Below are 26,195 nucleotides of genomic sequence, written 5' to 3' on the forward strand. Positions count from 1 at the left end.
GCGAGTCCGAACAGGGCGATACAGTTGCATGCCCAAGACCCGAAGCGGAGTGATCTAGCCATGGGCAGGTTGAAGCGGAGGTAAGACTTCGTGGAGGACCGAACCCACCAGGGTTGAAAACCTGGGGGATGACCTGTGGTTAGGGGTGAAAGGCCAATCAAACTCCGTGATAGCTGGTTCTCCCCGAAATGCATTTAGGTGCAGCGTCACGTGTTTCTTGCCGGAGGTAGAGCACTGGATAGGCGATGGGCCTCACCGGGTTACTGACCTTAGCCAAACTCCGAATGCCGGTAAGTGAGAGCGTGGCAGTGAGACTGTGGGGGATAAGCTCCATGGTCGAGAGGGAAACAGCCCAGAACACCGACTAAGGTCCCTAAGCGTGTGCTAAGTGGGAAAGGATGTGGAGTCGCAGAGACAACCAGGAGGTTGGCTTAGAAGCAGCCACCCTTGAAAGAGTGCGTAATAGCTCACTGGTCAAGTGATTCCGCGCCGACAATGTAGCGGGGCTCAAGCACATCACCGAAGTCGTGTCATTGCAGCATATAGGGCCAACGCCTGCTGTGATGGGTAGGGGAGCGTCGTGTGCCGGGTGAAGCGGCGGTGGAAACCAGTCGTGGACGGTACACGAGTGAGAATGCAGGCATGAGTAGCGATACAAGAGTGGGAAACTCTTGCGCCGATTGACCAAGGGTTCCTGGGTCAAGCTGATCTGCCCAGGGTAAGTCGGGACCTAAGGCGAGGCCGACAGGCGTAGTCGATGGACAACGGGTTGATATTCCCGTACCCGCTTTGAAGCGCCAACGCTGAACCAGGTGATGCTAAAGCCGTGAAGCCGGCCCGGAGTCTTCGGACAAAGGGACGTGGTGGAGCCGCTGGACCAAGTCTGTACTAGGTGAGCGATGGGGTGACGCAGGAAGGTAGTCCAGCCCGGGCGGTGGTTGTCCCGGGGTAAGGGTGTAGGCCGAGTGATAGGCAAATCCGTCACTCATCAAGGCTGAGACCTGATGCCGAGCCGATTGTGGTGAAGTGGATGATCCTATGCTGTCGAGAAAAGCCTCTAGCGAGTTTCATGGCGGCCCGTACCCCAAACCGACTCAGGTGGTCAGGTAGAGAATACCGAGGCGTTCGGGTGAACTATGGTTAAGGAACTCGGCAAAATGCCCCCGTAACTTCGGGAGAAGGGGGGCCATTCCTGGTGACGGCACTTGCTGCCAGAGCTGGGGGTGGCCGCAGAGACCAGCGAGAAGCGACTGTTTACTAAAAACACAGGTCCGTGCGAAGCCGTAAGGCGATGTATACGGACTGACGCCTGCCCGGTGCTGGAACGTTAAGGGGACCGGTTAGCTCTGATTCGTCGGGGCGAAGCTGAGAACTTAAGCGCCAGTAAACGGCGGTGGTAACTATAACCATCCTAAGGTAGCGAAATTCCTTGTCGGGTAAGTTCCGACCTGCACGAATGGCGTAACGACTTCTCGACTGTCTCAACCATAGGCCCGGTGAAATTGCATTACGAGTAAAGATGCTCGTTTCGCGCAGCAGGACGGAAAGACCCCGGGACCTTTACTATAGCTTGATATTGGTGTTCGGTTCGGCTTGTGTAGGATAGGTGGGAGACTTTGAAGCCGTGACGCCAGTCATGGTGGAGTCGTCGTTGAAATACCACTCTGGTCGTGCTGGATGTCTAACCTGGGTCCGTGATCCGGATCAGGGACAGTGTCTGGTGGGTAGTTTAACTGGGGCGGTTGCCTCCTAAAGAGTAACGGAGGCGCCCAAAGGTTCCCTCAGCCTGGTTGGCAATCAGGTGTTGAGTGTAAGTGCACAAGGGAGCTTGACTGTGAGACTGACGGGTCGAGCAGGGACGAAAGTCGGGACTAGTGATCCGGCGGTGGCTTGTGGAAGCGCCGTCGCTCAACGGATAAAAGGTACCCCGGGGATAACAGGCTGATCTTCCCCAAGAGTCCATATCGACGGGATGGTTTGGCACCTCGATGTCGGCTCGTCGCATCCTGGGGCTGGAGTAGGTCCCAAGGGTTGGGCTGTTCGCCCATTAAAGCGGTACGCGAGCTGGGTTTAGAACGTCGTGAGACAGTTCGGTCCCTATCCGCTGTGCGCGTAGGAGTGTTGAGAAGGGCTGTCCCTAGTACGAGAGGACCGGGACGGACGAACCTCTGGTGTGCCAGTTGTCCTGCCAAGGGCATGGCTGGTTGGCTACGTTCGGGAGGGATAACCGCTGAAAGCATCTAAGCGGGAAGCCTGCTTCGAGATGAGCACTCCCACCTCCTTGAGAGGGTAAGGCTCCCAGTAGACGACTGGGTTGATAGGCCGGATATGGAAGCCCTGTGAGGGGTGGAGTTGACCGGTACTAATAGGCCGAGGGCTTGTCCTCAGTTGCTCGCGTCCACTGTGTTGTTCTGAAACAACGACCCCCATGACATGGCCTGTCGTGGGTGCGGTTGACAGTTTCATAGTGTTTCGGTGGTCATAGCGTGAGGGAAACGCCCGGTTACATTCCGAACCCGGAAGCTAAGCCTCACAGCGCCGATGGTACTGCAGGGGGGACCCTGTGGGAGAGTAGGACGCCGCCGAACAATCATTCCAAAAAGACCCCCTCCGGTTCAGGAGGGGGTCTTTTTGCGTTAACGTCTCCCCACTACGTCCGCGCTCGGTGGAGAGGCACGAACCGTTGCAGAACCTGACCCTTACCTGGCAGTCCGCCGGGGGTACCGCGGCCGTGCTCTACGGGGGCTCGTACGTGGCGGCCCGGGTGCGGCGGCGCGGTGTCTCGACGGTCCTGCGGGAGGCCGGCACCCTGCTCGCGCTGTTCGCGCTCTGGCAGCTGGTCGGACGCCTCTCGCTGATGAGTACCGAACACGCCCTGGACCGGGCCCGCTGGATCCACGGGACGGAACTGGCGGCCGGACTTCCCGACGAGGCCTCCTGGCAGGCCGCTGTGACGCCGTACCCGGTGCTGGTGAAGCTGGCGAACTACTACTACGCGTCGATGCACTTCACCGTGATGATCGCGGTGCTGGTCTGGGTCTTCGTCAGACACCGCGAGCGGTACGCCTGGGTGCGGACCACGGTGGTGATCACGACGGCGGTCTGCCTGGCCGTCCAGTTCATCCCGGTGGCGCCGCCCCGGATGCTGCCGGAGAAGGGGTTCGTCGACGTCGCGGCGGAGTACGGGCAGTCGGTCTACGGCGGTGGGGTCGGCGGGCTGGTGCAGGCCGCGCAGCTGTCGGCGATGCCGTCCGTCCATGTGGCGTGGTGCGTGCTGGTGGCGGTCGCGGTGGTGCGGGTCTCGCGGAGTCCGCTGCGGTGGTTGATGGTGCTGCACCCGGTGCTGACCGTCACGGTCGTGGTGGTGACGGCCAACCACTTCTGGGCGGACGGGCTGGTCGCGGTGGCGATCCTGCTGCTGGCCTACGCGGCCCAGAGCGGCTTCGCGCGGTGGCGGGCCCGGAACACGGCGGAGGTCCGGCCGGAGGCCGGACGGGACCGGGTGGGTGCCCGGGGTTGAGCGGGCGCACGGCATGCCGGTGGGCCGGGCCCCATGGGGGGAGGGTCCGGCCCACCGGTGCACCCGCCGTTACTTGACCGGCAGGGCGTCACGGCCCCAGGCGCTGTTGGTCAGCGAGGCGGTGGCCCAGTACCAGGCCGCCAGCCCGGAGGCCGCGGCGATCCAGCCGGCCGCCTTGGCGAGGCCGCCGGAGGTGTTGAAGGTGGCGATCGCGGAGAGGAACAGCGAGACCGTCAGCAGGCCGTAGACCGCGCGGCTGAACAGACCGGCGTTCCAGCTGGCCGCGGTCAGGGTGAGGGCGAGCAGGGCCCAGAGCAGCAGGAACAGGCCGGCCGCGTTCTTGCCGGCGCCGGAGGCCGTGGACCAGGTGGCCCAGAAGGCACCGAGGCTGGTGAAGGCCGTCCCGGTGAAGCCCTCGCCGCCGCGGAGCTGCCAGAGGCCGGCGACGAACAGGGTGATGCCGCCGAGGATGTGGGCGAGATGGGCCGAGTTCGCCGCGGCTGTGCCGCTGAACAGGCCGGTCGAGAGAACGCCGTAGGCGAGGAGGGTCAGGCCGAGTGCGAGGTAACCGAGGTTACCCGCGTCGGCACCGGTGGAGCGGGCGTTCAGTGCCCCGGTAGCTTCATTGCTCACCGGAGGCTCCTTTCACTCATGGGCGCGCGCAAGGGCGCAGTGAACGCGGGATGAGTTTCGATGAGGTGAAGGCGCACGACCGCGCCGGGTGCGCACTGCTGGAGCGTGCGACGGCTGCGGTCAGAAAGCTGGCCAGCGAAAGAGCCGCTGGTCACGTCCCCTCCGGGGGGATTCCCCGGTGAGATCGGTGTACCCACGGTGAGCGGGCTTGTACCCTTGTGAATCGCACATTTTGTGTCGACGGTCCGTCGCGGATCGTTCAGGCTGCGACAGTCCGGCGGACAGGCCCGGTCGGACAGTCCGGGTGCGGGTCCGGGCTCAGGTGGTCCGCTGGGTGGGCACCCGCAGGGTGAGGATGGCCATGTCGTCGGACGGCGGCTCCGGGGCGAAGCGTTCGACCGCCCGCTGGACGCGCAGCGCGACCGCCCCGGCGGTGAGGCCGGTGCAGCCGGTGAGCACCTCGGCGAGGCCGTCGTCGCCCAGCATCCGCAGGCCCTCGCGGCGCTCGGTGACGCCGTCGGTGACGCAGAGCAGGACCTCGCCGGGGTGGAGCACCAGGTGCTCGGCGGTGAGGTCGAGCTCGTCCATCACGCCGAGCAGCGGCTGCGGGGTGGCGGCCCGGTCGACCCGGCCGTCGGTGCGCAGCCGCAGGGGCAGCGGATGTCCGGCGCAGACCATGGAGAGCTCGGTGCTGCCGTCGGGGCGGGGGGTCAGCTCGCCGTAGAGCAGGGTGAGGAAGCGGCTGCGCGAACCCTCGTCCAGGATCGCGGTGTTGAGCCGGCTGAGGACCTGCGGGGCGTCCAGGCCCTCGCGGGCGAGCAGCCGCAGCGAGTGCCGGGCGAGGCCGGTCACCGAGGCGGCCTCGGGGCCGGTGCCGCAGACGTCGCCGATGGCGAAGCCGTAGGTGCCCTCGCGGATCGGGAAGAGGTCGTAGAAGTCGCCGCCGACCTCGTTGCCCTCGCCGGCGGCCTGGTAGTAGACGTCCACCTCGACGCCCGGGATGTCGGGCAGGTCCGGCGGCAGCAGGCTGCGCTGCAGGGCCTGGCTGGTGGCCGTGCGCTCGGAGTAGAGCCGGGAGTTGTCCAGGGCGAGGGCGGCCCGGCGGGAGAGGTCCTCGGCGAGTTCCAGGACCTCCTGGCGGAACCGGACGCCGGCCGGGGTGCCGAGGGCGAGCAGGCCGATCACCCGGTTGCGGGCGGTCAGCGGCAGGACGACGGTCTCGCCGAGGAGGCCGCCGAGGCCGGGCTCGTCGGTGAAGCCGCTGCCGTCGGCGGTCTCGGTGGGTCCGGCCCAGAAGCGGGCGCCGTGGGTGGGTCCGGCGTCCGGGGCGGTGGTCTTGTCGAGCAGGGCGCGCAGCGGGTCGATCCGGTCCTCGTCCTCGTGCAGGACGAAGGCCAGTGAGGCGGGGGCGCCGTGGTCGCCGTTGGTGTAGACGGCGCACCAGGAGGCGAGGGTGGGGACGGCCATCTGCGCCATCAGGGCCAGTGTCTGCTCGTGTTCGAGGGTGCCGGCCAGCAGGTCGGAGGCCTCGACGAGGAAGGACAGCGAGCCGCGGCGCAGCCGTTCGAGCTCGGTGAGCCGGGTGGACTCGACGGCGAGCGCGAGCCGGTCGGCGGCGGACTGCAGCCGCAGCGCGTCCTCGTTGTCGTAGCGGCCGGGGGCGGCGGTGGCGATGCCGAGCGAGCCGATCAGCCGGCCCTCGACCTTGAGCGGGACGGTGAGCAGGGAGCGCAGGGCGCTGCCGTCGAGCACGGTCCGGCCGGTGGGCCGGGCGGTGAGGTCCTCGTGCACGGAGGGGAGGCGGGGCGAGTCGTAGCGGTTGCCGGTGTCGACCGGGAAGCGGGTGTGCGGTCGGATCGCGGTGGGCAGTCCGGTGGTGGCGCGGAGCTCGAACTCGGCCTCGTCCTCGGTGGTGAGCAGCAGGTAGGCGGCGTCGGCGTCGAGCAGGTCGCGGGCGCGTTCGACGGTGTGCTGGAGCAGGGTGTCGAGGTCCTCGCCGCTGCCGAGGCCGGCCAGCAGGTCGAGCCGGGGTGCCGCTTCGGCGCGGTCGCCGGGCAGGGCGCGGGCGGGGGAGCGCAGGACGGCGCGGTCGTCGTCGAGGACCAGCAGGCAGAGCGTGGACGGGGTGCCGTCGGTGTCGCGCAGCCGGACCTGGACGCCGTAGACGTCGGTGGTGGTGCCGTCGGCGCGGCGCAGCGCGTAGCCGCCCTCCCAGCGGGCGAGCCGCAGGGTGGCGGCGAGGCCGAGGCCGGCCTCGGCGGGCTGCGGCCAGACGGCGAGGTCGGCCCAGGGGCGGCCGAGCACGGTGTCGGCGGGGTGCTGGAACAGCGCCTCGGCGTCGGGGTTCCAGGCGAGCACCCGGCCGTCGTCGTCGAGCTGGACGACGGCGACGTGCACCGGGCCGCTGCTGCGGGGCAGTTCGCTGCCGGGGGTGGCGGGCAGCGCGTAGCGGGTGCCGGCGGTGTGCGCGGGCAGGGCGAGCCGGAACCAGACGGTCTTGCGGCCGGAGCCGTACTCGACGCCCCAGCGTTCGGCGAGGGCGGCGCACATCAGCAGGCCCCGGCCGCCCTCGCCGTCGGCGTCGGCGTAGTGGTCGGAGGCGGTGGTGGGTACGTCGGCGAAGGTGGGCAGGCCGCGTTCGGGGTGGTGGTCGGTGACCTCGATCCTGACCGTGCCGTCCTCGCGCAGGCAGCAGACCTCGGCGGCGGTGCCGGCGTGCACGACGGCGTTGGTGACGAGTTCGCTGACCAGGACCACCGCGTCGTCGACGACCTCGGGCAGCCCCCAGCCCAGCAGCGCGTCGCGTACGAAGGCGCGGGCGGCGGAGGCCGACCGGCCCACGGGTTCGAAGGTGGCGGCTGCGCGCGCGGTGACCACGTTGCCACGTCTCCTCTGCTCTGGCCTGGCTGCCCGGGGGTGCGGCCTCGACTCCCGGTGCGTGCCGGCGGGTGGCGGCGGCGCTGGGGCGGGTCGGTGGCCCGGTGCAGCGCTCCACCCTACTTTCCGCTTGGTTCCCCGTGTGGGCGGGGCGTCGAAACAGGCACCGGAGGGTGATTCTGCCCACCCGTTTCGGACCGGGCCGGTACCAACCGAGCGCAACCGGTCTTGTACCGGGCGCGAGTGCTGCCAGACTGGGGGGTCCGCGATGTCCGTTCGGAGCAGTACGGTCGTTGCGGGTTCCGGTGGACCCGAGGGGCCCACCGGGACGTTCACCGGGACGGTTCCCGGCGGCGGGCCCCGGCGGGGCGCGGCCGCGGGCGCCCGGACAGTTCACGATCTGGGAGGGGCCCGTTGAGTTCGGCCACCAAGGACGCAACCGGTACGACGCCGCCCGCTCAGCGTGGCGGGCGGTCCGGGGCCGCGCCGCGGAGCGCGGCCGGTCGGCGTGCCAACCACAACCGCGGCGCCGAGCCGGCCGAGCTGCGCAAGCTGCTGGCCGCGCTGACGGCGATGCGGGACGGAAACTTCCGGCGCCGGCTGACGGTGCCCGGGGACGGACCGCTGGCGGAGATCGCCGCGGTGTTCAACGAGGTGGCGGAGCGCAACCAGCACCTGACGGGCGAGCTGGCCCGGGTGCGCCGTGCGGTGGGCCGTGAGGGCCGGCTGAACGAGCGGCTGGAGACCGGGGCCGGCGAGGGCGCCTGGATGGCGGCGGTCGACAACTGCAACTCGTTGATCGACGACCTGGCGCGGCCGATGGCCGAGGTGGGCCGGGTGCTGAGCTCGATCGCCGAGGGCGACCTGGACCAGAAGATGGAGCTGCGCTCGCTGCACAGCAACGGGGTGAGCCACCCGTTGCGCGGCGAGTACCTGAAGATCGGCCGGACCGTCAACGGGCTGGTGGACCAGCTGTCGGAGTTCACCGACGAGGTGACCCGGGTGGCCCGCGAGGTCGGCACCGAGGGCAAGCTGGGCGGCCAGGCGAAGGTGCGCAGCGTCTCCGGCAGCTGGAAGGACCTCGCGGACTCGGTCAACACCATGGCCGGCCGGCTGACCGCGCAGGTGCGCAACATCGCGCAGGTGACGACCGCGGTGGCCAAGGGCGACCTGTCCCGCAAGGTGACGGTCGAGGTGGCCGGCGAGATGCTGGAGCTGAAGAACACCGTCAATACGATGGTGGACCAGCTGAACGGCTTCGCGGCCCAGGTGACCAGGGTGGCCCGGGACGTGGGTACCGAGGGCAGGCTGGGCGGCCAGGCGCAGGTGCCGGGTGTCGCCGGGGTCTGGCGGGACCTCACCGATTCGGTGAACTTCATGGCGGACAACCTGACGGGTCAGGTCCGCAGCATCGCCCAGGTGACCACGGCGGTGGCGCGCGGCGACCTCTCGCAGAAGATCGAGGTGGACGCGCGCGGGGAGATCCTGGAGCTGAAGAACACCATCAACACGATGGTGGACCAGCTCTCGGGCTTCGCCGAGCAGGTGACCAGGGTGGCCCGCCAGGTGGGTACCGAGGGGCGGCTCGGCGGTCAGGCGCAGGTGCCGTGGGCGGCCGGGGTCTGGCGGGACCTCACCGACAACGTCAACTTCATGGCGAACAACCTCACCGACCAGGTGCGGAACATCGCCCAGGTGACCACGGCCGTGGCCCGGGGCGACCTCTCGCAGAAGATCCAGGTGGACGCCCGCGGGGAGATCCTGGAGCTGAAGAACACCATCAACACCATGGTCGACCAGTTGTCCGCCTTCGCGGACGAGGTGACCAGGGTGGCCCGGGACGTCGGTACCGAGGGCATCCTCGGCGGTCAGGCGAGCGTGCCGGGGGTGTCCGGCACCTGGAAGGACCTCACCAACAGCGTCAACCTGATGGCCAACAACCTGACCAGCCAGGTCCGCAACATCGCCGAGGTGACCACCGCGGTGGCCCGCGGGGACGTCTCGAAGAAGATCACCGTCGATGCCCGGGGCGAGATCCTGGAGCTGGTCACCACCGTGAACACGATGGTGGACCAGTTGTCGGCGTTCGCCGACGAGGTCACCCGGGTGGCGCGCGAGGTGGGTACCGAGGGCAACCTCGGCGGCCAGGCCCGGGTGCGCGGGGTGTCGGGCATCTGGAAGGACCTGACCGACAACGTCAACTTCATGGCCTCGAACCTCACCAGCCAGGTGCGGAACATCGCCGAGGTGGCGACGGCGGTGGCCTCGGGCGACCTCTCCAAGAAGATCACCATCGAGGCGCAGGGCGAGGTCGCGGCGCTGGCCGGGACGCTCAACACGATGGTCGACCAGCTGTCCGCGTTCGCGGTGGAGGTCACCCGGGTGGCCCGCGAGGTGGGTACCGACGGCATCCTGGGCGGTCAGGCGGGGGTGCCGGGTGTGGCCGGTATTTGGAAGGACCTGACCGACAACGTCAACCTGATGGCCAACAATCTGACCGGTCAGGTGCGGAACATCGCGCTGGTGATCACGGCGGTGGCGCGCGGCGACCTGTCGCAGAAGATCGACGTCGACGCGCGCGGCGAGATCCTGGAGCTCAAGACCAGCATCAACACGATGGTGGACCAGTTGTCGGCGTTCGCCGACGAGGTCACCCGGGTCGCCCGCGAGGTGGGTACCGACGGGCGGCTCGGCGGTCAGGCCCGGGTGCCCGGGGTGGACGGCACCTGGCAGGACCTCACCGAGTCCGTCAACGAGCTGGCGAACAACCTCACCCGGCAGGTGCGCGCGATCGCGCAGGTCGCCACTGCGGTGACCCGGGGCGACCTGTCGCTGCGGATCGACGTGGACGCCGCCGGCGAGCTCGACGAGCTCAAGGACAACATCAACCAGATGATCGCCAACCTGCGCGAGACCACCCGCACCAACCAGGAGCAGGACTGGCTGAAGACCAATCTGGCCCGGATCTCCGGTCTGCTCCAGGGCCGGCGCGATCTGGAGGCGGTGGCCTCGCTGATCATGACCGAGCTCACCCCGGTGGTCTCGGCCCAGCACGGCGCCTTCTTCCTCGCCCAGCCGGCCGGCCGCACCGCCGAGCTGATCACGGAGGACGACGACGAGAACGACACCGTGCTGCGGCTGATCGGCAGCTACGGCTACCAGCGCCGGGCGATGCCGACCACCTTCCACCCCGGTGAGTCGCTGATCGGCCAGGCCGCGGTGGAGAAGCGGGCGATCATCCTCAAGGAGGCGCCGCCCGGGTACCTGAAGATCGCCTCCGGTCTCGGCGAGGCCTCGCCGGCCCACATCGTGGTGCTGCCGGTGCTGTTCGAGGGCCGGCTGCTGGGGGTGATCGAGCTGGCCACCTTCAGCTCCTTCACCACCGTCGCGCTGGACTTCCTCAACCAGATCGCCGACCTCATCGGCGTCACCGTCAACACCATCAGCGTCAACACCAAGACCGAGGGCCTGCTGCTGGAGTCCCAGCGGCTGACCGCGGAACTCTCGATGCGGTCGGCGGAGTTGGAGGCGCGCCAGGAGGAACTGGAGCGCACCAACGAGGAGTTGCAGGAGAAGGCCGAGCAACTCGCCCAGCAGAACCGTGACATCGAGATCAAGAACAGCGAGATCGAGGAGGCGCGGCAGGTCCTGGAGGAGCGCGCCGAACAGCTCGCGCTGGCCTCCCGGTACAAGAGCGAGTTCCTCGCCAACATGTCGCACGAGCTGCGCACCCCGCTGAACTCGCTGCTGATCCTGGCCAAGCTGCTCTCCGACAACAACGAGGGCAACCTCTCGCCCAAGCAGGTCGAGTTCGCCGACACCATCCACGGCGCCGGGTCCGACCTGCTCCAGCTGATCAACGACATCCTCGACCTGTCCAAGGTGGAGGCGGGCAAGATGGACGTCCGGCCGGCCCGGATCGCCCTCGTCCAGCTGGTCGACTACGTCGAGGCGACGTTCCAGCCGGTCGCGCTGGACAAGAACCTGGAGTTCGAGGTGCGGGTCTCGCCGGCCCTGCCGGTCACCCTGCACACCGACGAGCAGCGGCTCCAGCAGGTGCTGCGCAACCTCATCTCCAACGCGGTGAAGTTCACCGACGCCGGGGCCGTGGACTTCTCGATCAGCCCGGCGGGCGGGGGCGTGCCGCAGCACGTGCGCGAGCAGCTGCTGGAGGCGGGCGCGATCCAGGGGCCGGACGATCCGCTGATCGCCTTCACCGTGTCGGACACCGGGATCGGCATCCCGGGCGACAAGCTGCGGGAGATCTTCGAGCCGTTCCGGCAGGCCGACGGCACCACCAGCCGCAAGTACGGCGGCACCGGCCTCGGGCTGTCGATCAGCCGGGAGATCGCCCGGCTGCTCGGCGGCGAGATCCACGCCGAGAGCGAGCTGGGCAAGGGCTCGACCTTCACCCTCTACCTGCCGCTGCGCACCGAGGCCCCGGGCACCGGCCAGGCGCCCGGCATGCCCGCGCTGCGGGCCTCGGTCGGGGTGACCCCGGTCGGGACGCCGGTGCCGGTGGGGGAGAACCCGGCCGAGCACTGGGCGCAGGAGGTGCGCGAGCTGGTCGAGGTCCGCCGCCGGGGCGCGGTCGAGCGCCGTCGCGGCGCGACCCTGGACGTGCCGCCCGCCGGTGGCCGGTCCACCCCGGCCCGGCCCGCCGGCCTCCGCCCGGCCGAGGGGCGGGCGGCCGAGGCGCGCACCCTGGAGACCGCCCCGGCGGTGCGGTCGTCCGGTCGCGGCGACCTCCGGTTCGACGGCGAGCAGGTGCTGATCGTCGACGACGACGTGCGCAACGTGTTCGCGCTCACCAGCGTGCTGGAGCAGCACGGTCTGACCGTGCTGTACGCGGAGAACGGCCGTGAGGGCATCGAGATGCTGGAGCAGCACGAGAACGTGGCGCTGGTCCTGATGGACATCATGATGCCGGAGATGGACGGCTACGCGACCACCGAGGCGATCCGGCGGATGCCCCAGTTCGCCGGTCTGCCGATCATCGCGCTGACCGCCAAGGCGATGAAGGGCGACAAGGAGAAGTCCCTGGCGGCCGGTGCCACCGACCACATCACCAAGCCGGTGGAGACCGACCACCTGCTGTCGGTGATGCACGAGTGGCTCACCCTCCGGAAGTCCTGAGGGCGGGCGTCCGGTGCCCACCGGGCCCCGCGGACGGCCGAGTTCGGCCCCTGCGAATGGCGGGGGCGTGAATCCCGGAGTACGCTCCGGGGTTCACGCCGGTGGGTGGGCGGTTTGCTGGCGGGGAGGGTCGGGAACGGGGTAGGGTCACCGATCGTTGCGAACAGTGACCGAGTGACGACTCGCTGGTGAGCGTACGCCGGTGCACTGGCTGCGCACCGCTCCGGATCCGGACGCGACGGAGCGATGTGCCGGGCGAGGGGGTGCGGCTAGCATGACCGGGGTAGTGGTGGGCAGTACGCGGGTGCCTTCCCCAGGTAGGCAGGCGACAGGAGGGCGCGTCGTAATGCAGAAGGCGAAGATCCTCCTGGTCGACGACCGGCCGGAGAACCTCCTGGCACTGGAGGCGATCCTCTCGGCGCTGGACCAGACGCTGGTACGGGCGGCCTCCGGCGAGGAGGCGCTCAAGGCGCTGCTCACCGACGATTTCGCGGTGATCCTGCTGGACGTCCAGATGCCGGGGATGGACGGTTTCGAGACCGCCGCCCACATCAAGCGCCGCGAGCGCACCCGGGACATCCCGATCATCTTCCTGACCGCGATCAACCACGGGCCGCACCACACCTTCCGCGGCTACGCGGCCGGCGCGGTCGACTACATCTCGAAGCCCTTCGACCCCTGGGTGCTGCGCGCCAAGGTCTCGGTCTTCGTCGATCTCTACATGAAGAACTGCCAGCTGAAGGAGCAGGCGGCGCTGCTGCGGCTGCAGCTGGAGGCGACCGGCGCCGAGCCCGCCATCGGCGGCGCGCTGCTCGGCGAGCTGTCGGCCCGGCTGGCCGCCGTCGAGGAGCAGGCCGAGTCGCTGACCAAGCAGCTGGACGGCACCGAGGACGGCGGGGTCGCGGCCACCGCGGCGCACCTGGAGCGCAAGCTGACCGGACTCCGGCGGGCCCTGGACGCGCTGCGCCCCGGTACCGACTGAGACCCGCCGGGCCCGCTCCCGGAGGCGGTCGGCCGGCCTCTCGGCGCTCGCCCGTCCGGGTGAACACGACCGGTGTGACGGTGTGTCGGCGACACGTCCGGGCACCCCGGACGGACGACATGGGCACAGCTCGCGTGCCCCGGTAGGCTGCTGACCCATGGCCACACGCACGCCCGGAAGCGCGGCACGCAACCCGAGTCCGGGACCGTCCAAGAAGGCCGCGGCGAAGGCTCCGGCCAAGCCGCCCGCGAAGAAGGCGGCCGCCAAGAAGGCAGCCCCGGCGAAGAAGACGGCGGCCAAGCAGGCCCCGCCGCCGCCCCCGCCCCGGCCGATACTCTTCCGGGCCGTGCGCGCCGTCTGGCTCGGCGCGGCGCACAGCATCGGCGCGGTCTTCCGCGGCTTCGGCGACGGCGCCAAGAACCTCGACCCGGCGCACCGCAAGGACGGCATCGGCCTGCTGCTGTTCGCGCTGGCCCTGGTGACCGCCGCCGGCACTTGGTTCAGCCCGCAGGGCTGGCTGGGCGAGGCGGCCACCAACGTGGTCTCCGGCCTGTTCGGGCGGCTCGACGCGCTGGTGCCGTTCCTGCTGGCCGCGGTGGCGGTCCGGCTGCTGCGCCACCCCGAGCTGCCGGAGGCCAACGGGCGGATCATGATCGGTCTGAGCACCCTGCTGATCGGGGTGCTCGGCCTGGTCCACATCGGCTGCGGCGCGCCCGTGATGGGCAGCGGCGCGACCCGGATAAGGACCGCCGGCGGGATCATCGGCTGGGCCGCGTCCACCCCGATGATGGCCGCCGCAGGGCCGGCCCTCGCGGTGCCGCTGCTGCTGCTGCTCGCCTTCTTCGGCCTGCTGGTCACCACCGCCACCCCGGTCAACCGGATCCCGGAGCGGATCCGCGCGGTCGGCGTCCGGCTCGGGGTGGTCGAGGCCGGTCCGCGGGACACCGTGGCGGCCGAGGGGCGCACGCCGGAGCGCGAGCTCTCCCACGAGCCGCCGGAGGACGCCGATCCCTCGGCCCTGCCCTACACCGTGGAGACCGACGGCGAGGACGCGACGGACGAGGTGGCCGCCCGTCGGCGCCGTCGCAGGCGCAGGCCGGAGCCGGCGGGGGCGCCCGCCGACGAGCCGGACATGTTCACCAAGGAGGCCCTGGACCCGTACGCCACCCGCGACATCGCCGCGGGCGCCGCCGCCGACCTGGACGGCGCGCTGGTCTACGGCGTGCCCGCCTCCTCGGCGGTGGCGGACATGATGCACCAGGTGCAGGACCGCACCGCTCCGCCGGAGGAGCCCGCCGTCCCGGCCGCCAGGACCGGCGGCGCCGGCCCCGGCGCTCCCGAGGAGCACGGCCCGGCACCGGTCCGGATGGAGCAGCTCCGGCTCTCCGAGGACCTCAGCTACGCGCTGCCCCCGCTCGACCTGCTGGAGCGCGGCGGCCCGGCCAAGGCCCGCAGCGCCCTCAACGACGAGGTGGTGGCCCAGCTCACCGGGACCTTCGGCGAGTTCAAGGTGGACGCCAGGGTTACCGGCTTCACCCGCGGCCCGACGGTCACCCGCTACGAGGTCGAGCTCGGCCCGGCCGTCAAGGTCGAGCGGATCACCGCGCTGGCCAAGAACATCGCCTACGCGGTGGCCAGCCCGGATGTGCGGATCATCAGCCCGATCCCGGGCAAGTCCGCCGTCGGCATCGAGATCCCGAACCGGGACCGGGAAATGGTCAACCTCGGCGACCTGCTGCGCTCGCGCGCCGCCGCCGAGGACACCCACCCGATGGTCGTCGGCATGGGCAAGGACGTCGAGGGCCACAGCGTGATGGCCAACCTCGCCAAGATGCCGCACATCCTGGTGGCCGGCGCGACCGGCGCGGGCAAGTCCTCCTGCATCAACTGCCTGATCACCTCGATCCTCGCCCGGGCCACCCCGGACGAGGTGCGGATGGTGCTGGTCGACCCCAAGCGGGTCGAGCTGACCGCGTACGAGGGCATCCCGCACCTCATCACGCCGATCATCACCAACCCGAAGAAGGCCGCCGAGGCCCTCCAGTGGGTCGTCCGCGAGATGGACCTGCGCTACGACGACCTCGCCGCGTTCGGTTTCCGCCATGTGGACGACTTCAACGCGGCGGTCCGGGCCGGCACCGTCACCCCGCCGCTCGGCAGCGAGCGCGAGCTGACCCCGTACCCGTACCTGCTGGTGATCGTCGACGAGCTGGCCGACCTGATGATGGTCGCGCCGCGCGACGTCGAGGACTCGGTGGTCCGGATCACCCAGCTCGCCCGTGCGGCCGGCATCCACCTGGTGCTGGCCACCCAGCGGCCCTCGGTGGACGTGGTCACCGGCCTGATCAAGGCCAATGTGCCGTCCCGGCTGGCCTTCGCCACCTCGGCGATGGCCGACTCCCGGGTCATCCTGGACCAGCCCGGCGCCGAGAAGCTGATCGGCAAGGGCGACGCGCTGTTCCTGCCGATGGGGGCGAGCAAGCCGATCCGGATGCAGGGCGCGTTCGTCACCGAGGCCGAGATCGCCGCGGTGGTGAAGCACTGCAAGGAGCAGACCTCGGTCGCCTACCGCGAGGACGTGACGGTCGGCGGCGGGCCGAAGAAGGAGATCGACGAGGAGATCGGCGACGACCTGGAGCTGCTGATCCAGGCGGCCGAGCTGGTCGTCTCCACCCAGTTCGGCTCCACCTCGATGCTGCAGCGCAAGCTGCGGGTCGGCTTCGCCAAGGCCGGCCGGCTGATGGACCTGATGGAGTCGCGCGGCATCGTCGGGCCGAGCGAGGGCTCCAAGGCCCGCGACGTACTGGTGCAGCCGGACGAGCTGGACGGGGTGATCGTCGCCATCCGCGGCTGAGGCCGCCGCGGTGGCCGGAGGGCGGCGCGTCGGGGCCCGCGGGGAGTGTTCACCCGTTCGGACCGGGGTAGGCGGCGGGTGCGGAACCGATCGGGTGCGGACGGCGTCACACGGGCAACGGACGATGTGCCACCCCGGTACGGGGGCCCCGGCGACGGCGGCCCCCGCACCGACGGACAGTCAGTGCACGCCCGGCCCCCGGCGGGGGCGGGCGAACGCATTCGGGCCTGTTCCGCTTGAGAAACGATCCGCTCCCGCCCCTAGACTGTTCCCCAGCAGGTGGCCAACCGCTCGAAAGGCGTGCACCGTGACCATCGGCAAGTCTCCCGACCGCGAGAACGCCCCGTCGTCCGCGCTGCCCTCCGGCACCGCGGAACAGACGGCCGATGCGCCGAGCATCGGCCGGGTGCTGTCCGCCGCCCGGATCGACGCCGGGCTCACGGTGGATCAGGTGAGCAGTGCCACCCGCGTGCGGGTACCGATCGTGCACTCCATCGAGGAGGACGACTTCGGTCGCTGCGGCGGTGACTTCTATGCCCGCGGCCACATCCGCGCGATCGCCCAGCTGGTCCGCGTCGACGGCGAGGCCCTGGTGGCCCGCTACGACGCCGCGCACGGCGGCTCCCCGGCCTCCAAGCGGCCCACTGAGCTGATCGAGAGCGGCCCGATCAAGGTCCCCGGCCGGGGCCGCCCGAACTGGACGGCGGCGATGGTCGCCGCGATCGTCGCGGTGGTCGGGGTGATCGGCTTCAACCTGGTGAGCGGCAAGTCCGGCGTCGGCACCACCGGCTCCGCCAGCGCCCCGCTGCCCTCGGGCTCCGGCACCGGCTCGGTCGCCGCGGTCGCCCCGGCGCCCACCCCGACGGTCCAGCCGCCCGCGCCGGCGCCCAGCGCCGCGATCGCCGCCGCCCCGGCCGACAAGGTCACCGTGAAGCTGGTCGCCGAGAAGGACACCAGCTGGGTCTCGGCGGTGGACGGCACCGGGAAGTCGCTGTTCCAGAACAACATCGAGGAAGGTCAGGACCAGACCTTCACCGACCCCAAGCAGATCAAGCTGGTGATCGGCAACGCCGGCGCCGTGCACGTGTACGTCAACGGCAAGGACCTCGGTCCGGCGGGCAAGAACGGCCAGGTGGTGCACGTCACGTACACCCCCGGCGACCCGCAGGCGGGCTGATGGCGAGGGGCGTCCGACCGGTCGGGAACCCGGCCGGAACCAATGCGTGGCCTCCGGGGCGAACGGCTCCGGCGGCCGCGCGTTAATCTTGGCCCTATGCCTGATCGCCGTACTGTCGCCCTTGTCACGCTCGGATGCGCCCGCAACGAGGTGGACTCCGAGGAACTCGCCGGGCGACTGGAGGCCGACGGCTGGTTGCTCGTGGACGACGCAGCCGAAGCCGACGTCGCCGTCGTCAACACCTGTGGCTTCGTCGAGGCCGCCAAGAAGGACTCCGTCGACGCCCTCCTGGAGGCCAACGACCTCAAGGGTCACGGCCGCACCCAGGCCGTCGTCGCGGTCGGCTGCATGGCCGAGCGCTACGGCAAGGAGCTGGCCGACGCGCTGCCCGAGGCCGACGGTGTGCTCGGCTTCGACGACTACTCGGACATCTCCGACCGCCTGCAGACCATCCTGTCCGGCGGCCACCACGCCCCGCACCTGCCGCGCGACCGCCGCAAGCTGCTCCCGCTGAGCCCCGTCGAGCGCCAGGCCGCCGCCGCCGAGGTGGCCGTGCCCGGTCACGGCGCCCCCGAGGACCTGCCGGACGGCCTCGCGCCGGCCTCCGGGCCGCGCACCCTGCGCAAGCGCCTGGACGACAACCCGGTCGCCTCCGTCAAGCTCGCCTCCGGCTGCGACCGGCGCTGCTCGTTCTGCGCCATCCCGGCCTTCCGGGGCTCGTTCATCTCCCGCCGCCCCTCGGACGTGCTGCACGAGGCCCAGTGGCTCGCCGGGGAGGGCGTCCGCGAGGTCGTCCTGGTCAGCGAGAACAACACCTCGTACGGCAAGGACCTCGGCGACATCCGACTGCTGGAGACCCTGCTCGGCGAGGTCGCCTCGATCGAGGGCGTGGAGCGGGTCCGGGTGTCCTACCTCCAGCCCGCCGAGATGCGCCCCGGGCTGATCGACGCCATGACCGGCACCGCGGACGTGGTGCCCTACTTCGACCTGTCGTTCCAGCACTCCGCGCCGGCCGTGCTGCGGCGGATGCGGCGCTTCGGCTCCACGGACCAGTTCTTGGAGCTGCTCGGCTCCATCCGCGGCAAGGCCCCGCAGGCCGGCGCCCGGTCCAACTTCATCGTCGGCTTCCCCGGCGAGACCGAGGCGGACTTCGCCGAGCTGGAGCGCTTCGTGACCCACGCCGGGCTCGACGCGATCGGCGTCTTCGGCTACTCCGACGAGGACGGCACCGAGGCCGCCGGCTACGACGGCAAGCTGCCGGAGGACGTGGTCGCCGACCGGCTGGCCCGGCTCACCCGGCTCGCCGAGGAGATGACCGCCCAGCGCGCCGAGGAGCGGATCGGCACCGAGGTCGAGGTGCTGGTCGAGTCGGTCGACGGGGACGTGGTCGAGGGCCGTGCCGCCCACCAGGCCCCGGAGACGGACGGCCTCACCACCCTGCTCGGGGTCGAGGACGCCGAGGTCGGGCAGTTCTACCGGGCCCGGGTGGTCGCCAGCGAGGGCGTCGACCTGGTCGCCGAGGCGCTGGAGCAGGTGCGGCTCCTCCGGGCGCCCGGAGTCGGGGAATGACCCAGGGGCCAGGCGCCCCGGCCGCGGCCCACCCGGGCAGACCGGCGGCCGTGGCGCCCCCGGCGCCGGGGATCTGGAACATCGCGAACGTGCTGACCATGGTCCGGCTGCTGCTGGTCCCGGTCTTCGTGTCCCTGCTGTTCGCCGACGGCGGGCACGATCCCAAGTGGCGCTCGGTGGCCTGGGCCTCCTTCGCGGTCGCGATGATCACCGATCTGTTCGACGGCGAGCTGGCCCGGCGCAAGGGCCTGGTCACCGACTTCGGCAAGATCGCCGATCCGATCGCGGACAAGACGATCATGGGCGCGGCGCTGATCGGGCTCTCGGTGCTGGGGGACCTCCCCTGGTGGATCACCGTGGTGATCCTGGCCCGCGAGCTCGGCATCACGCTGATGCGGTTCTGGGTGATCCGCTTCGGCGTGATCCCGGCCAGCCGGGGCGGCAAGATCAAGACGCTCACCCAGGGCATCGCGGTCGGCATGTACGTGCTGGAGCTGACCGGCTGGCTGGCCACCGCCAGGGCCCTGCTGATGGGGGTCGCGGTACTGCTGACCGTCGGCACCGCGCTGGACTACGTGGGGCAGGCGCTGCGCCTTCGCCGGGAGGGCCTGGCCGCGCGGCGCACGACCGGGTGAAACCCGGGGCGGAGCGGCTCCCCGACGGCCCTCCGGGCACACAATGACGGGTACTCCGGGGTGGGCCCGGGGAACGCGAGGGAGGGACGTCGGGATGAGCGGCGGAGCCGGGGCGGCCGATTCCGGGCCGGGTGATTCCGGACCGGGCGGTGTCGGGCCGGACGATTTCGAGCTGGCCGAGCGGGTGCACGCCGGGCTGCGGGCGGAGGGCGGCACGGTGGCCGTCGCGGAGTCGCTGACCGGCGGACTGCTGGCGGCCGCGCTGGTGGACGTCCCGGGGGCCTCCGCGACCTTCCGGGGCTCGGTGACCGCGTACGCGACCGAGCTGAAGGCCTCGGTGCTCGGGGTCGACGAGGGACTGCTGGCGGTCCACGGCCCGGTCCACCCGGTGGTGGCCCGGCAGATGGCCGAAGGCGTGCGGAAGCTGCTCGGTGCCACCTACGGGATCGCGACCACCGGAGTGGCCGGTCCGGAGCCGCAGGACGGGCAGCCGGTCGGCACGGTACACCTCGCGGTGGCCGGCCCGGGGGGAAGTCTGGTCAGTTCGCCACGGTTGTCGGGGGACCGTGCCACAATCCGTCACGGGGCGGTGACCGCCGCTCTGGAGCTGCTCGTAGGGCGGCTCCCGTCCGGTACGCCCACGCGCTGAGCGTCGTCCGCACTGTCGTCACCGTGCCTCCGACCGTCCACGCACCACCTCGGACCCGGCTCCCGCCGACGGCCGCTCGCAGGATCCCCGTCGAACCGGGATCCCCCGAACTGGCGTACGGGCATCGGACAACCGCAGGATCGTGTTACATCGGAGGCCCTGATTGGGCAGAAACCAGGTGGCGAACGAGTGGCGCGGCGGTGACCCGGTGCCGCCCGGAGGGTACGACGGGGTGCCCACCGGCCCGGGCGCGACACCGAAACAGGGGAGGGGACAGCCTTGCAGCCCAGAGTGAACACGACCATGGTCCCCGCACGCGAAGCGGGCAAGGCGGTACGGTGGGGGCGTGACATCTCGATCCGCAGTCCGAGGAGGGAGGCACCGATGATCCTGCTCCGTCGCCTACTGGGCGATGTACTGCGTCGGCAGCGCCAGCGCCAGGGCCGCACACTCCGCGAGGTGTCGGCGGCAGCCAGGGTTTCGCTCGGATACCTCTCCGAGGTCGAGCGGGGACAGAAGGAGGCCTCCTCGGAGCTGCTCTCCGCCATCTGCGACGCACTCGACGTCCGGATGTCCGAGGTCATGCGCGAGGTCAGCGACGAACTGTCGCTCGCCGAACTTGCGGCGATGGCCACCCTCTCCGAAGGTGAACTGCTGAGGCCGGTGCTCGAACCGGTACCGCTGCCGGCCCCCGGTTCCGACCGGGCGAACATCTCGCCCAAGGCCGCCGCAATGGACGTGGTCGCCGCCTGACCCGGCCTCGGAGCGGGCCGTTCGCGGTCCGGGTCGAGCGAAGGAGGCGGTCGTGCGGAATGCGGCGGTGATGCGTGCCGGGGCCCGAATACGGCTCCGGTGGGTGCGGTCCCGGCGGGTCCCGGCGCTGCTGGCGCTCCTGACGGTCCTGGCCGTCGGGTCCGGCTGGTGGCTGTCGTCGGGCGCCGGACGGCTGCCCGACGGGGCGATGCTGGGGCTGCTGGCGGCCGGAGGCTGGGGCCTCGGGCTGATCCCGGTCCATGCCGACCGGTGGTCCACCGGCCCCGCGCGGCGCCGGACGGCCGAGCCGATCGGACCGGCGGAGGCCGAGCCTCCGATCGGGTGAGCCCGGGCGGGACCCGGTGAACAGAAACGCGGACGAGGGCCGCGGGACTTCGATGTCCTGCGGCCCTCGTCGTGTGTCCGCGTCCGTCCGCGTCCGCCCGCCCGCGTCCGTCCGCCTGCGTCCGGCGGACCGGGGCCCGGCGTTCCCCGGCCTCGGGCCGGGTGGTTTTCGGTCGCTTCCGGATGTTTTCCGGCCCCCTTGCGCAGGTGCTCCCGGTGCTGTCGGCGCTCCGCTCAGGGGCGCAGCCGCAGACCGCGCGGAGTGGGGTGGAAGCCCGCCTCCTCCAGCGCGGCGCCGAGGGCGGAGCCGAGGGCGGGCTCGCCGTTGGTCCGTTCGACGGTCACGCTGCCGAGTGCCCCGGCCCGGGCGGCCCCGGCCAGCGCGGCCGCGGCGGCGGCGAGCGTCGCCCCGTCCTCCGGCCAGGCCAGCAGGGACTTGCCGCCGCGCTCGACGTACAGGCACAGCTCGCCGTCGACCAGGACCACCAGGGCGCCGGCCTTCCGGCCGGGCCGGTGCGCCTTGCCCGTGGTCTCGGCGGCCCCTGCGGGCGGCTCGGGCCAGGGCAGCGCGGCCCCGTAGGCGTTGGCCGGATCGGCGGCGGCCAGCACCAGGGCCTGCGGGGGCTCGGCGGCCGGGGCGGCCGGCCACTCCACGCCCCGGGCCCGCTCCAGCCGGCCGTTGACCGAGCGCAGCCGGTCGGCGGCGCCCTCCATGGCGAACTGGGCGCCGCCCAGCCCCTCGACGAAGTAGCCCCGGCGGGCCCGGCCGCGCTCCTCCATGGCGGCGAGCACCCGGTAGACCCCGGCGAAGCCGCCCGGGACCCGCTCGGCGACGACCGTGCCCCGGGTGAGCAGGCCGTGCCGGTCCAGCAGGCCCTGGGCCTGGGCGGTGGCCCGCAGGGTGGGGTCGGCGGCGAACGGGGGCAGCAGCGACCAGCGCCCGCCCACCGTCGGCGGGCCGCTGCGCAGGGCCCCGCCGAGTCGGCCCTGGGGCCGGCCGGCGCCGCCGTAGCGGCCGCGCGGGGTGGCCCGGGGCGCCCGGTGCGCGGTGGCGCCGGCCGTCCGCCCGGAGCCGAGCAGGGCCCGCAGCGGGGCCAGGGTGTCGTTGCTGACGTAGCCGGCCCAGACGAGGTCCCACAGGGCCTCGACGATCTCGGGCTCGGGTGTCTCCGGGAGGTGCGCGACCAACTGGCGGAAGAACAGGCCGTAGCCGCCGGCCAGCGCCTCCAGCAGGGCGGTGTGCACCGGGGTGACGGTGGGCGGGACGGGCTCGGGCCGCAGCAGATGGGCGTTCTCGGCCAGGTGCAGGCTGATCCAGCCGTCCTTGCCGGGCAGCGCGCCCGCGCCGGCCCAGCCGATCTCGCCGGCCGCCGTCAGCTCGTCGAGCAGACCGGGGGAGTAGTCGCTCAGCCGGGCCGGGAGGATCAGCTTCTCCAGCGCGGAGGCGGGCAGGGCGGAGCCCTGGAGCTGCTCGACCACCCGGAGCAGGCCGTCCGGTCCGCGCAGCCGGTGGCCGGCCAGGTGCTGCCACTGCGGCAGGAAGGCGGCCAGTGCGCGGGGCGGGACGGGTTCGACCTCGTGGCGCAGGGCCGCCAGCGAACGGCGGCGCAGTCGGCGCAGCACCTCGGCGTCGCACCACTCGACCGCGCCGGTGTGCCCGTCGGCCGGGGCGGTGTGCGGCGCTTCCGGCGCGGGGTGGTGGGCGACGGGGCGGAACTCGCCCCGGACCAGGCGGCCGGTGGCGGTGAGCCGGTGCAGGGTGCCGGTGACCACGGCGGTGCCGAGGCCGAAGCGGGCGGCGGCCTCGGCGGCGGTGAACGGGCCGTGGGTGCGGGCGTGCCGGGCGAGCAGGTCGCCGAGCGGGTCCTTGACCGGTTCGGTGAAGGCCTCCGGCACGCCGACCGGGAGCGGGGTGCCGAGGGCGTCGCGCAGCCGGCCGGCGTCCTCGACGGCGGCCCAGCGCAGCTCGCCGGAGATCCGGACCTGGATCACCCGGCGGGCGGCTTCGAGTTCGAGGGCGAGGAGCGGTTCGGCGCCGCGGGCGGTCAGCTCGGCCTCGCTCAGCGGGCCGAGCAGGCGCAGCGCGTCGGCGACCCCCTCGGCGTCCTTGATCCGGCGCTCGGGGGTGAGCCGCTGGAGCTCGGCCTCCAGCTCGGCGAGGACCTCCGGGTCCAGCAGCTCCCGCAGCTCGGCCTGGCCGAGGAGTTCGGACAGCAGCCGGGAGTCGAGCGAGAGGGCGGCGGCGCGGCGCTCGGCGAGCGGGGAGTCGCCCTCGTAGAGGAACTGCGCGACGTAGCCGAAGAGCAGTGAGCGGGCGAACGGGGAGGGCTCGTTGGTGGTGACCTCTACCAGGCGGACGGCCCGGGATTCGAGGTCGCCCATCAGCTCGACCAGGCCGGGGACGTCGAAGACGTCCTGGAGGCACTCGCGGACGGCCTCCAGGACGATCGGGAAGGAGCCGTACTCGGCGGCGACCTCCAGCAGCTGGGCGGCGCGACGGCGCTGCTGCCAGAGCGGGGTGCGCTTGCCGGGGTTGCGGCGCGGGAGCAGCAGGGCGCGGCCGGCGCACTCGCGGAAGCGGGAGGCGAACAGGGCGGAGCCGCCGACCTGGTCGGTGACCAGCTGCTCGATCTCCTGCGGGTCGAACAGGGCGGCGTCGGCGCCGACCGGGGCCTCGTCGGTGGCCGGTCCGGCGGTGGGGCCCGGTGCGGCGAGGGGGGCGCCGAAGTCGAAGTCGGGCGAGAGCAGGTCGGCGTCGGGCAGCCGGAGCACGATGCCGTCGTCCGCGTGCATGACCTGCGGGTCGAGGCCGTGCTTCTCGCGCAGCCGGGCGGCCAGGGCGAGCGCCCAGGGGGCGTGCACCTGGGCGCCGAACGGGGAGTGGACGACGATCCGCCAGTCCCCCAGCTCGTCGCGGAAGCGCTCGACCACGATGGTGCGGTCGTCGGGGAGGTGGCCGCAGGCGGTGCGCTGCTCGGCGAGGTAGTCGAGCAGGTTGGCGGCGGCCCAGTCGTCCAGGCCGGCCCGCTTCAGCCGCTCGGTGGCGGCGGCCGGGTCGAGTGCGCCGAGCTCGCGGGTGAAGGCGCCGAGGGCGCGGCCGAGTTCGAGCGGGCGGCCGAGGGTGTCGCCCTTCCAGAACGGCAGCCGGCCGGGGACCCCGGGGGCCGGGGTGACCAGCACCTTGTCGTGGGTGATGTCCTCGATCCGCCAGGAGGTGGTGCCGAGGGTGAAGACGTCGCCGACCCGGGACTCGTAGACCATCTCCTCGTCCAGCTCGCCGACCCGGCGCCCGCCGGCGCCCTTCCTGTCGTCCGTCCCGGCGATGAAGACGCCGAACAGGCCCCGGTCGGGGATGGTGCCGCCGGAGGTGACGGCGAGCCGCTGGGCGCCGGGGCGGCCGGTGACGGTGCCGGCCACCCGGTCCCAGACCAGGCGGGGGCGCAGCTCGGCGAAGGCGTCGGAGGGGTAGCGGCCGGCCAGCATGTCGAGCACCGCGTCGAAGGCGGACTGCGGCAGGGTCGCGAACGGCGCGGCCCGGCGGACCAGGGCGAGCAGCTCGTCGACCTGCCAGGTGTCCATCCCGGTCATCGCGACCAGCTGCTGGGCGAGCACGTCGAGCGGGTTGCGCGGGATGCGCAGCGCCTCGATCCGGCCGGCCCGCATCCGCTCGGTGACCACGGCGGACTGGACGAGGTCGCCCCGGTACTTGGGGAACACGACGCCGGTGGAGACGGCGCCGACCTGGTGGCCGGCCCGCCCGACCCGCTGGAGGCCGGAGGCGACCGAGGGCGGGGACTCGACCTGGACCACCAGCTCGACGGCGCCCATGTCGATGCCCAGCTCCAGGCTGGAGGTGGCGACCACGGCGGGCAGCCGCCCGGCCTTGAGCTCCTCCTCGACCAGGGCGCGCTGCTCCTTGGAGACCGAGCCGTGGTGGGCCCGGGCGATCACCGGCGGGGCGCCGCGGGCGGTGCCGGAGCCGCCCATCAGCAGGGCCGGGGCGTGCGCCTCCGGCGGCGGGGTGCCGCCGGCCCGCTCCAGGGCGATCTCGTTCAGCCGGTTGCAGAGCCGCTCGGCGAGGCGGCGGGAGTTGGCGAAGACGATGGTCGAGCGGTGGGCCTGGACGAGGTCGACGATGCGCTCCTCGACGTGCGGCCAGATCGAGGCTTTGCGCTGAGGGTCCTCGCCACCGGCGGCGCCGGTCGAGGGGGCGGCGGGCAGGTCGTCGAGGTCCGGGACGGGGACCACCACGGAGAGGTCGAACTCCTTGGTGGCGGGCGGCTGGACCACCTCGGCGCCGCGCCCGGGGCTGAGGAAGCGGGCCACCTCCTCGACCGGGCGGACGGTGGCGGACAGGCCGATCCGGCGGGCCGGGCGGTCGAGCAGCTCGTCCAGCCGCTCCAGGGAGAGGGCGAGGTGGGCGCCGCGCTTGGTGCCGGCGACGGCGTGCACCTCGTCCAGGATCACCGTGTCCACGCCGCGCAGGGCCTCCCGGGCGGCGGAGGTGAGCAGCAGGAAGAGCGACTCGGGGGTGGTGATGAGGATGTCCGGCGGGTGGGTGGCGAAGCGTCGGCGGTCGGCGGCCGGGGTGTCGCCGGAGCGGATGCCGACCTGGACCTCCGGCTCGGGCAGGCCGAGCCGGACGGCGGCCTGGCGCAGTCCGGCCAGCGGGGCGCGGAGGTTGCGCTCGACGTCCACCGCGAGGGCCTTGAGCGGGGAGATGTAGAGGACCCGGCAGCGGCGGCCGGGCTCGGCCGGGGGCGGGGTGCTGCTGAGCCGGTCCAGTGCGGAGAGGAAGGCCGCGAGGGTCTTGCCGGAGCCGGTGGGGGCGACCACGAGCACGTCGGTGCCCCGGCCGATGGCGCGCCAGGCCTCGGCCTGGGCGGCGGTCGGCGCGGAGAAGGCACCCGTGAACCAGGCCCGGGTGGCCGGGGCGAAGCCGGCCAGCGGGTCGGCGGGGGGCGGGGTCGGGTGCGCGGTCGCCATGCCCCCATGGTGCCGGGTGGCACTGACAACGCGGGCCGGGCGGTGGCGGGGCGGTGGCCGTTCGGGGCAATCGGGAAGG

The 26,195-nt window shown here is 71.9% G+C and carries 13 protein-coding genes and 2 rRNA genes (1 of these 15 only partly in view); 12 read left to right on the plus strand and 3 right to left on the minus strand.

What is annotated here, in order from left to right:
* The 3 genes from OG715_RS28345 to OG715_RS28355 form a co-directional block, all read left to right on the plus strand.
* Nucleotides 1-2,386, plus strand: a 23S ribosomal RNA gene (locus tag OG715_RS28345) (it extends 737 nt beyond the left edge of the window).
* 85 nt (nt 2,387-2,471) lie between these two features.
* Nucleotides 2,472-2,588: ribosomal RNA gene (gene rrf, locus OG715_RS28350) — 5S ribosomal RNA — on the plus strand.
* 95 nt (nt 2,589-2,683) lie between these two features.
* Complete coding sequence (locus tag OG715_RS28355; protein ID WP_266274430.1) at nt 2,684-3,520, plus strand: phosphatase PAP2 family protein; 837 nt, start codon at nt 2,684-2,686, stop codon at nt 3,518-3,520.
* A gap of 69 nt (nt 3,521-3,589) precedes the next feature.
* On the opposite strand, the gene OG715_RS28360 is transcribed toward OG715_RS28355, so the two are convergent.
* Together OG715_RS28360 and OG715_RS28365 are read right to left on the minus strand one after the other, a co-directional pair.
* Nucleotides 3,590-4,153 carry an acetate uptake transporter gene (locus OG715_RS28360; protein WP_266274429.1) on the minus strand — a complete coding sequence of 188 codons (564 nt, stop codon included), beginning with the start codon at nt 4,151-4,153 and terminating at the stop codon, nt 3,590-3,592.
* A 318-nt stretch (nt 4,154-4,471) separates the two neighbouring features.
* Entirely contained in the window at nt 4,472-7,030 is a 2,559-nt protein-coding gene (locus tag OG715_RS28365; RefSeq protein ID WP_266274428.1) for a SpoIIE family protein phosphatase, read from the minus strand.
* A gap of 543 nt (nt 7,031-7,573) precedes the next feature.
* Between OG715_RS28365 and OG715_RS28370 the strand changes: the two genes are divergently transcribed.
* From OG715_RS28370 to OG715_RS28410, 9 genes are all read left to right on the plus strand, one after another.
* Complete coding sequence (locus OG715_RS28370; RefSeq protein ID WP_266274732.1) at nt 7,574-12,166, plus strand: HAMP domain-containing protein; 4,593 nt, start codon at nt 7,574-7,576, stop codon at nt 12,164-12,166.
* Between the two features lie 346 nt (nt 12,167-12,512).
* Nucleotides 12,513-13,148, plus strand: a complete 636-nt coding sequence (locus OG715_RS28375; RefSeq protein ID WP_030396687.1) for a response regulator — start codon at nt 12,513-12,515, stop codon at nt 13,146-13,148.
* Nucleotides 13,149-13,305: 157 nt separating this feature from the next.
* Nucleotides 13,306-16,002: an FtsK/SpoIIIE family DNA translocase gene (locus tag OG715_RS28380; RefSeq protein WP_266274427.1), complete on the plus strand. Its 2,697-nt coding sequence runs from the start codon at nt 13,306-13,308 to the stop codon at nt 16,000-16,002.
* Between the two features lie 307 nt (nt 16,003-16,309).
* The gene (locus OG715_RS28385; RefSeq protein ID WP_266274426.1) at nt 16,310-17,179 is read left to right on the plus strand and encodes a helix-turn-helix domain-containing protein; all 870 of its coding nucleotides are present in this window, start codon (nt 16,310-16,312) and stop codon (nt 17,177-17,179) included.
* Nucleotides 17,180-17,275: 96 nt separating this feature from the next.
* Nucleotides 17,276-18,748 (plus strand): 30S ribosomal protein S12 methylthiotransferase RimO, encoded by a 1,473-nt coding sequence (gene rimO, locus OG715_RS28390; RefSeq protein WP_266274425.1) that lies wholly within the window; start codon nt 17,276-17,278, stop codon nt 18,746-18,748.
* Nucleotides 18,745-19,383: a CDP-diacylglycerol--glycerol-3-phosphate 3-phosphatidyltransferase gene (pgsA, locus tag OG715_RS28395; RefSeq protein WP_266274424.1), complete on the plus strand. Its 639-nt coding sequence runs from the start codon at nt 18,745-18,747 to the stop codon at nt 19,381-19,383. The genes rimO and pgsA overlap by 4 nt, the downstream gene beginning before the upstream one ends.
* A gap of 94 nt (nt 19,384-19,477) precedes the next feature.
* Nucleotides 19,478-20,032, plus strand: a complete 555-nt coding sequence (locus OG715_RS28400) for a CinA family protein (RefSeq protein ID WP_266274423.1) — start codon at nt 19,478-19,480, stop codon at nt 20,030-20,032.
* A 384-nt stretch (nt 20,033-20,416) separates the two neighbouring features.
* The gene (locus OG715_RS28405; protein WP_266274422.1) at nt 20,417-20,785 is read left to right on the plus strand and encodes a helix-turn-helix domain-containing protein; all 369 of its coding nucleotides are present in this window, start codon (nt 20,417-20,419) and stop codon (nt 20,783-20,785) included.
* A gap of 52 nt (nt 20,786-20,837) precedes the next feature.
* Complete coding sequence (locus OG715_RS28410) at nt 20,838-21,131, plus strand: hypothetical protein (RefSeq protein ID WP_266274421.1); 294 nt, start codon at nt 20,838-20,840, stop codon at nt 21,129-21,131.
* A 233-nt stretch (nt 21,132-21,364) separates the two neighbouring features.
* Here the strand turns inward: OG715_RS28410 and OG715_RS28415 are convergent, their stop codons facing one another.
* A complete protein-coding gene (locus tag OG715_RS28415; RefSeq protein ID WP_266274420.1) occupies nt 21,365-26,116 on the minus strand; it encodes a DEAD/DEAH box helicase in 4,752 nt (1,583 codons plus the stop codon).
* Nucleotides 26,117-26,195 lie beyond the last annotated feature (79 nt).

The sequence above is a fragment of the Kitasatospora purpeofusca genome (genome assembly GCF_036010405.1).
Classification (GTDB): Bacteria; Actinomycetota; Actinomycetes; order Streptomycetales; family Streptomycetaceae; genus Kitasatospora; species Kitasatospora purpeofusca.

Coding starts and splice junctions, on each gene's coding strand:
- OG715_RS28375 (WP_030396687.1), top strand. CDS start 12,513: ATGCAGAAGGCGAAGATCCTCCTGGTCGACGACCGGCCGGAGAACCTC.
- OG715_RS28405 (WP_266274422.1), top strand. CDS start 20,417: ATGATCCTGCTCCGTCGCCTACTGGGCGATGTACTGCGTCGGCAGCGC.
- pgsA (WP_266274424.1), top strand. CDS start 18,745: ATGACCCAGGGGCCAGGCGCCCCGGCCGCGGCCCACCCGGGCAGACCG.
- rimO (WP_266274425.1), top strand. CDS start 17,276: ATGCCTGATCGCCGTACTGTCGCCCTTGTCACGCTCGGATGCGCCCGC.
- OG715_RS28400 (WP_266274423.1), top strand. CDS start 19,478: ATGAGCGGCGGAGCCGGGGCGGCCGATTCCGGGCCGGGTGATTCCGGA.
- OG715_RS28380 (WP_266274427.1), top strand. CDS start 13,306: ATGGCCACACGCACGCCCGGAAGCGCGGCACGCAACCCGAGTCCGGGA.
- OG715_RS28415 (WP_266274420.1), bottom strand. CDS start 26,116: ATGGCGACCGCGCACCCGACCCCGCCCCCCGCCGACCCGCTGGCCGGC.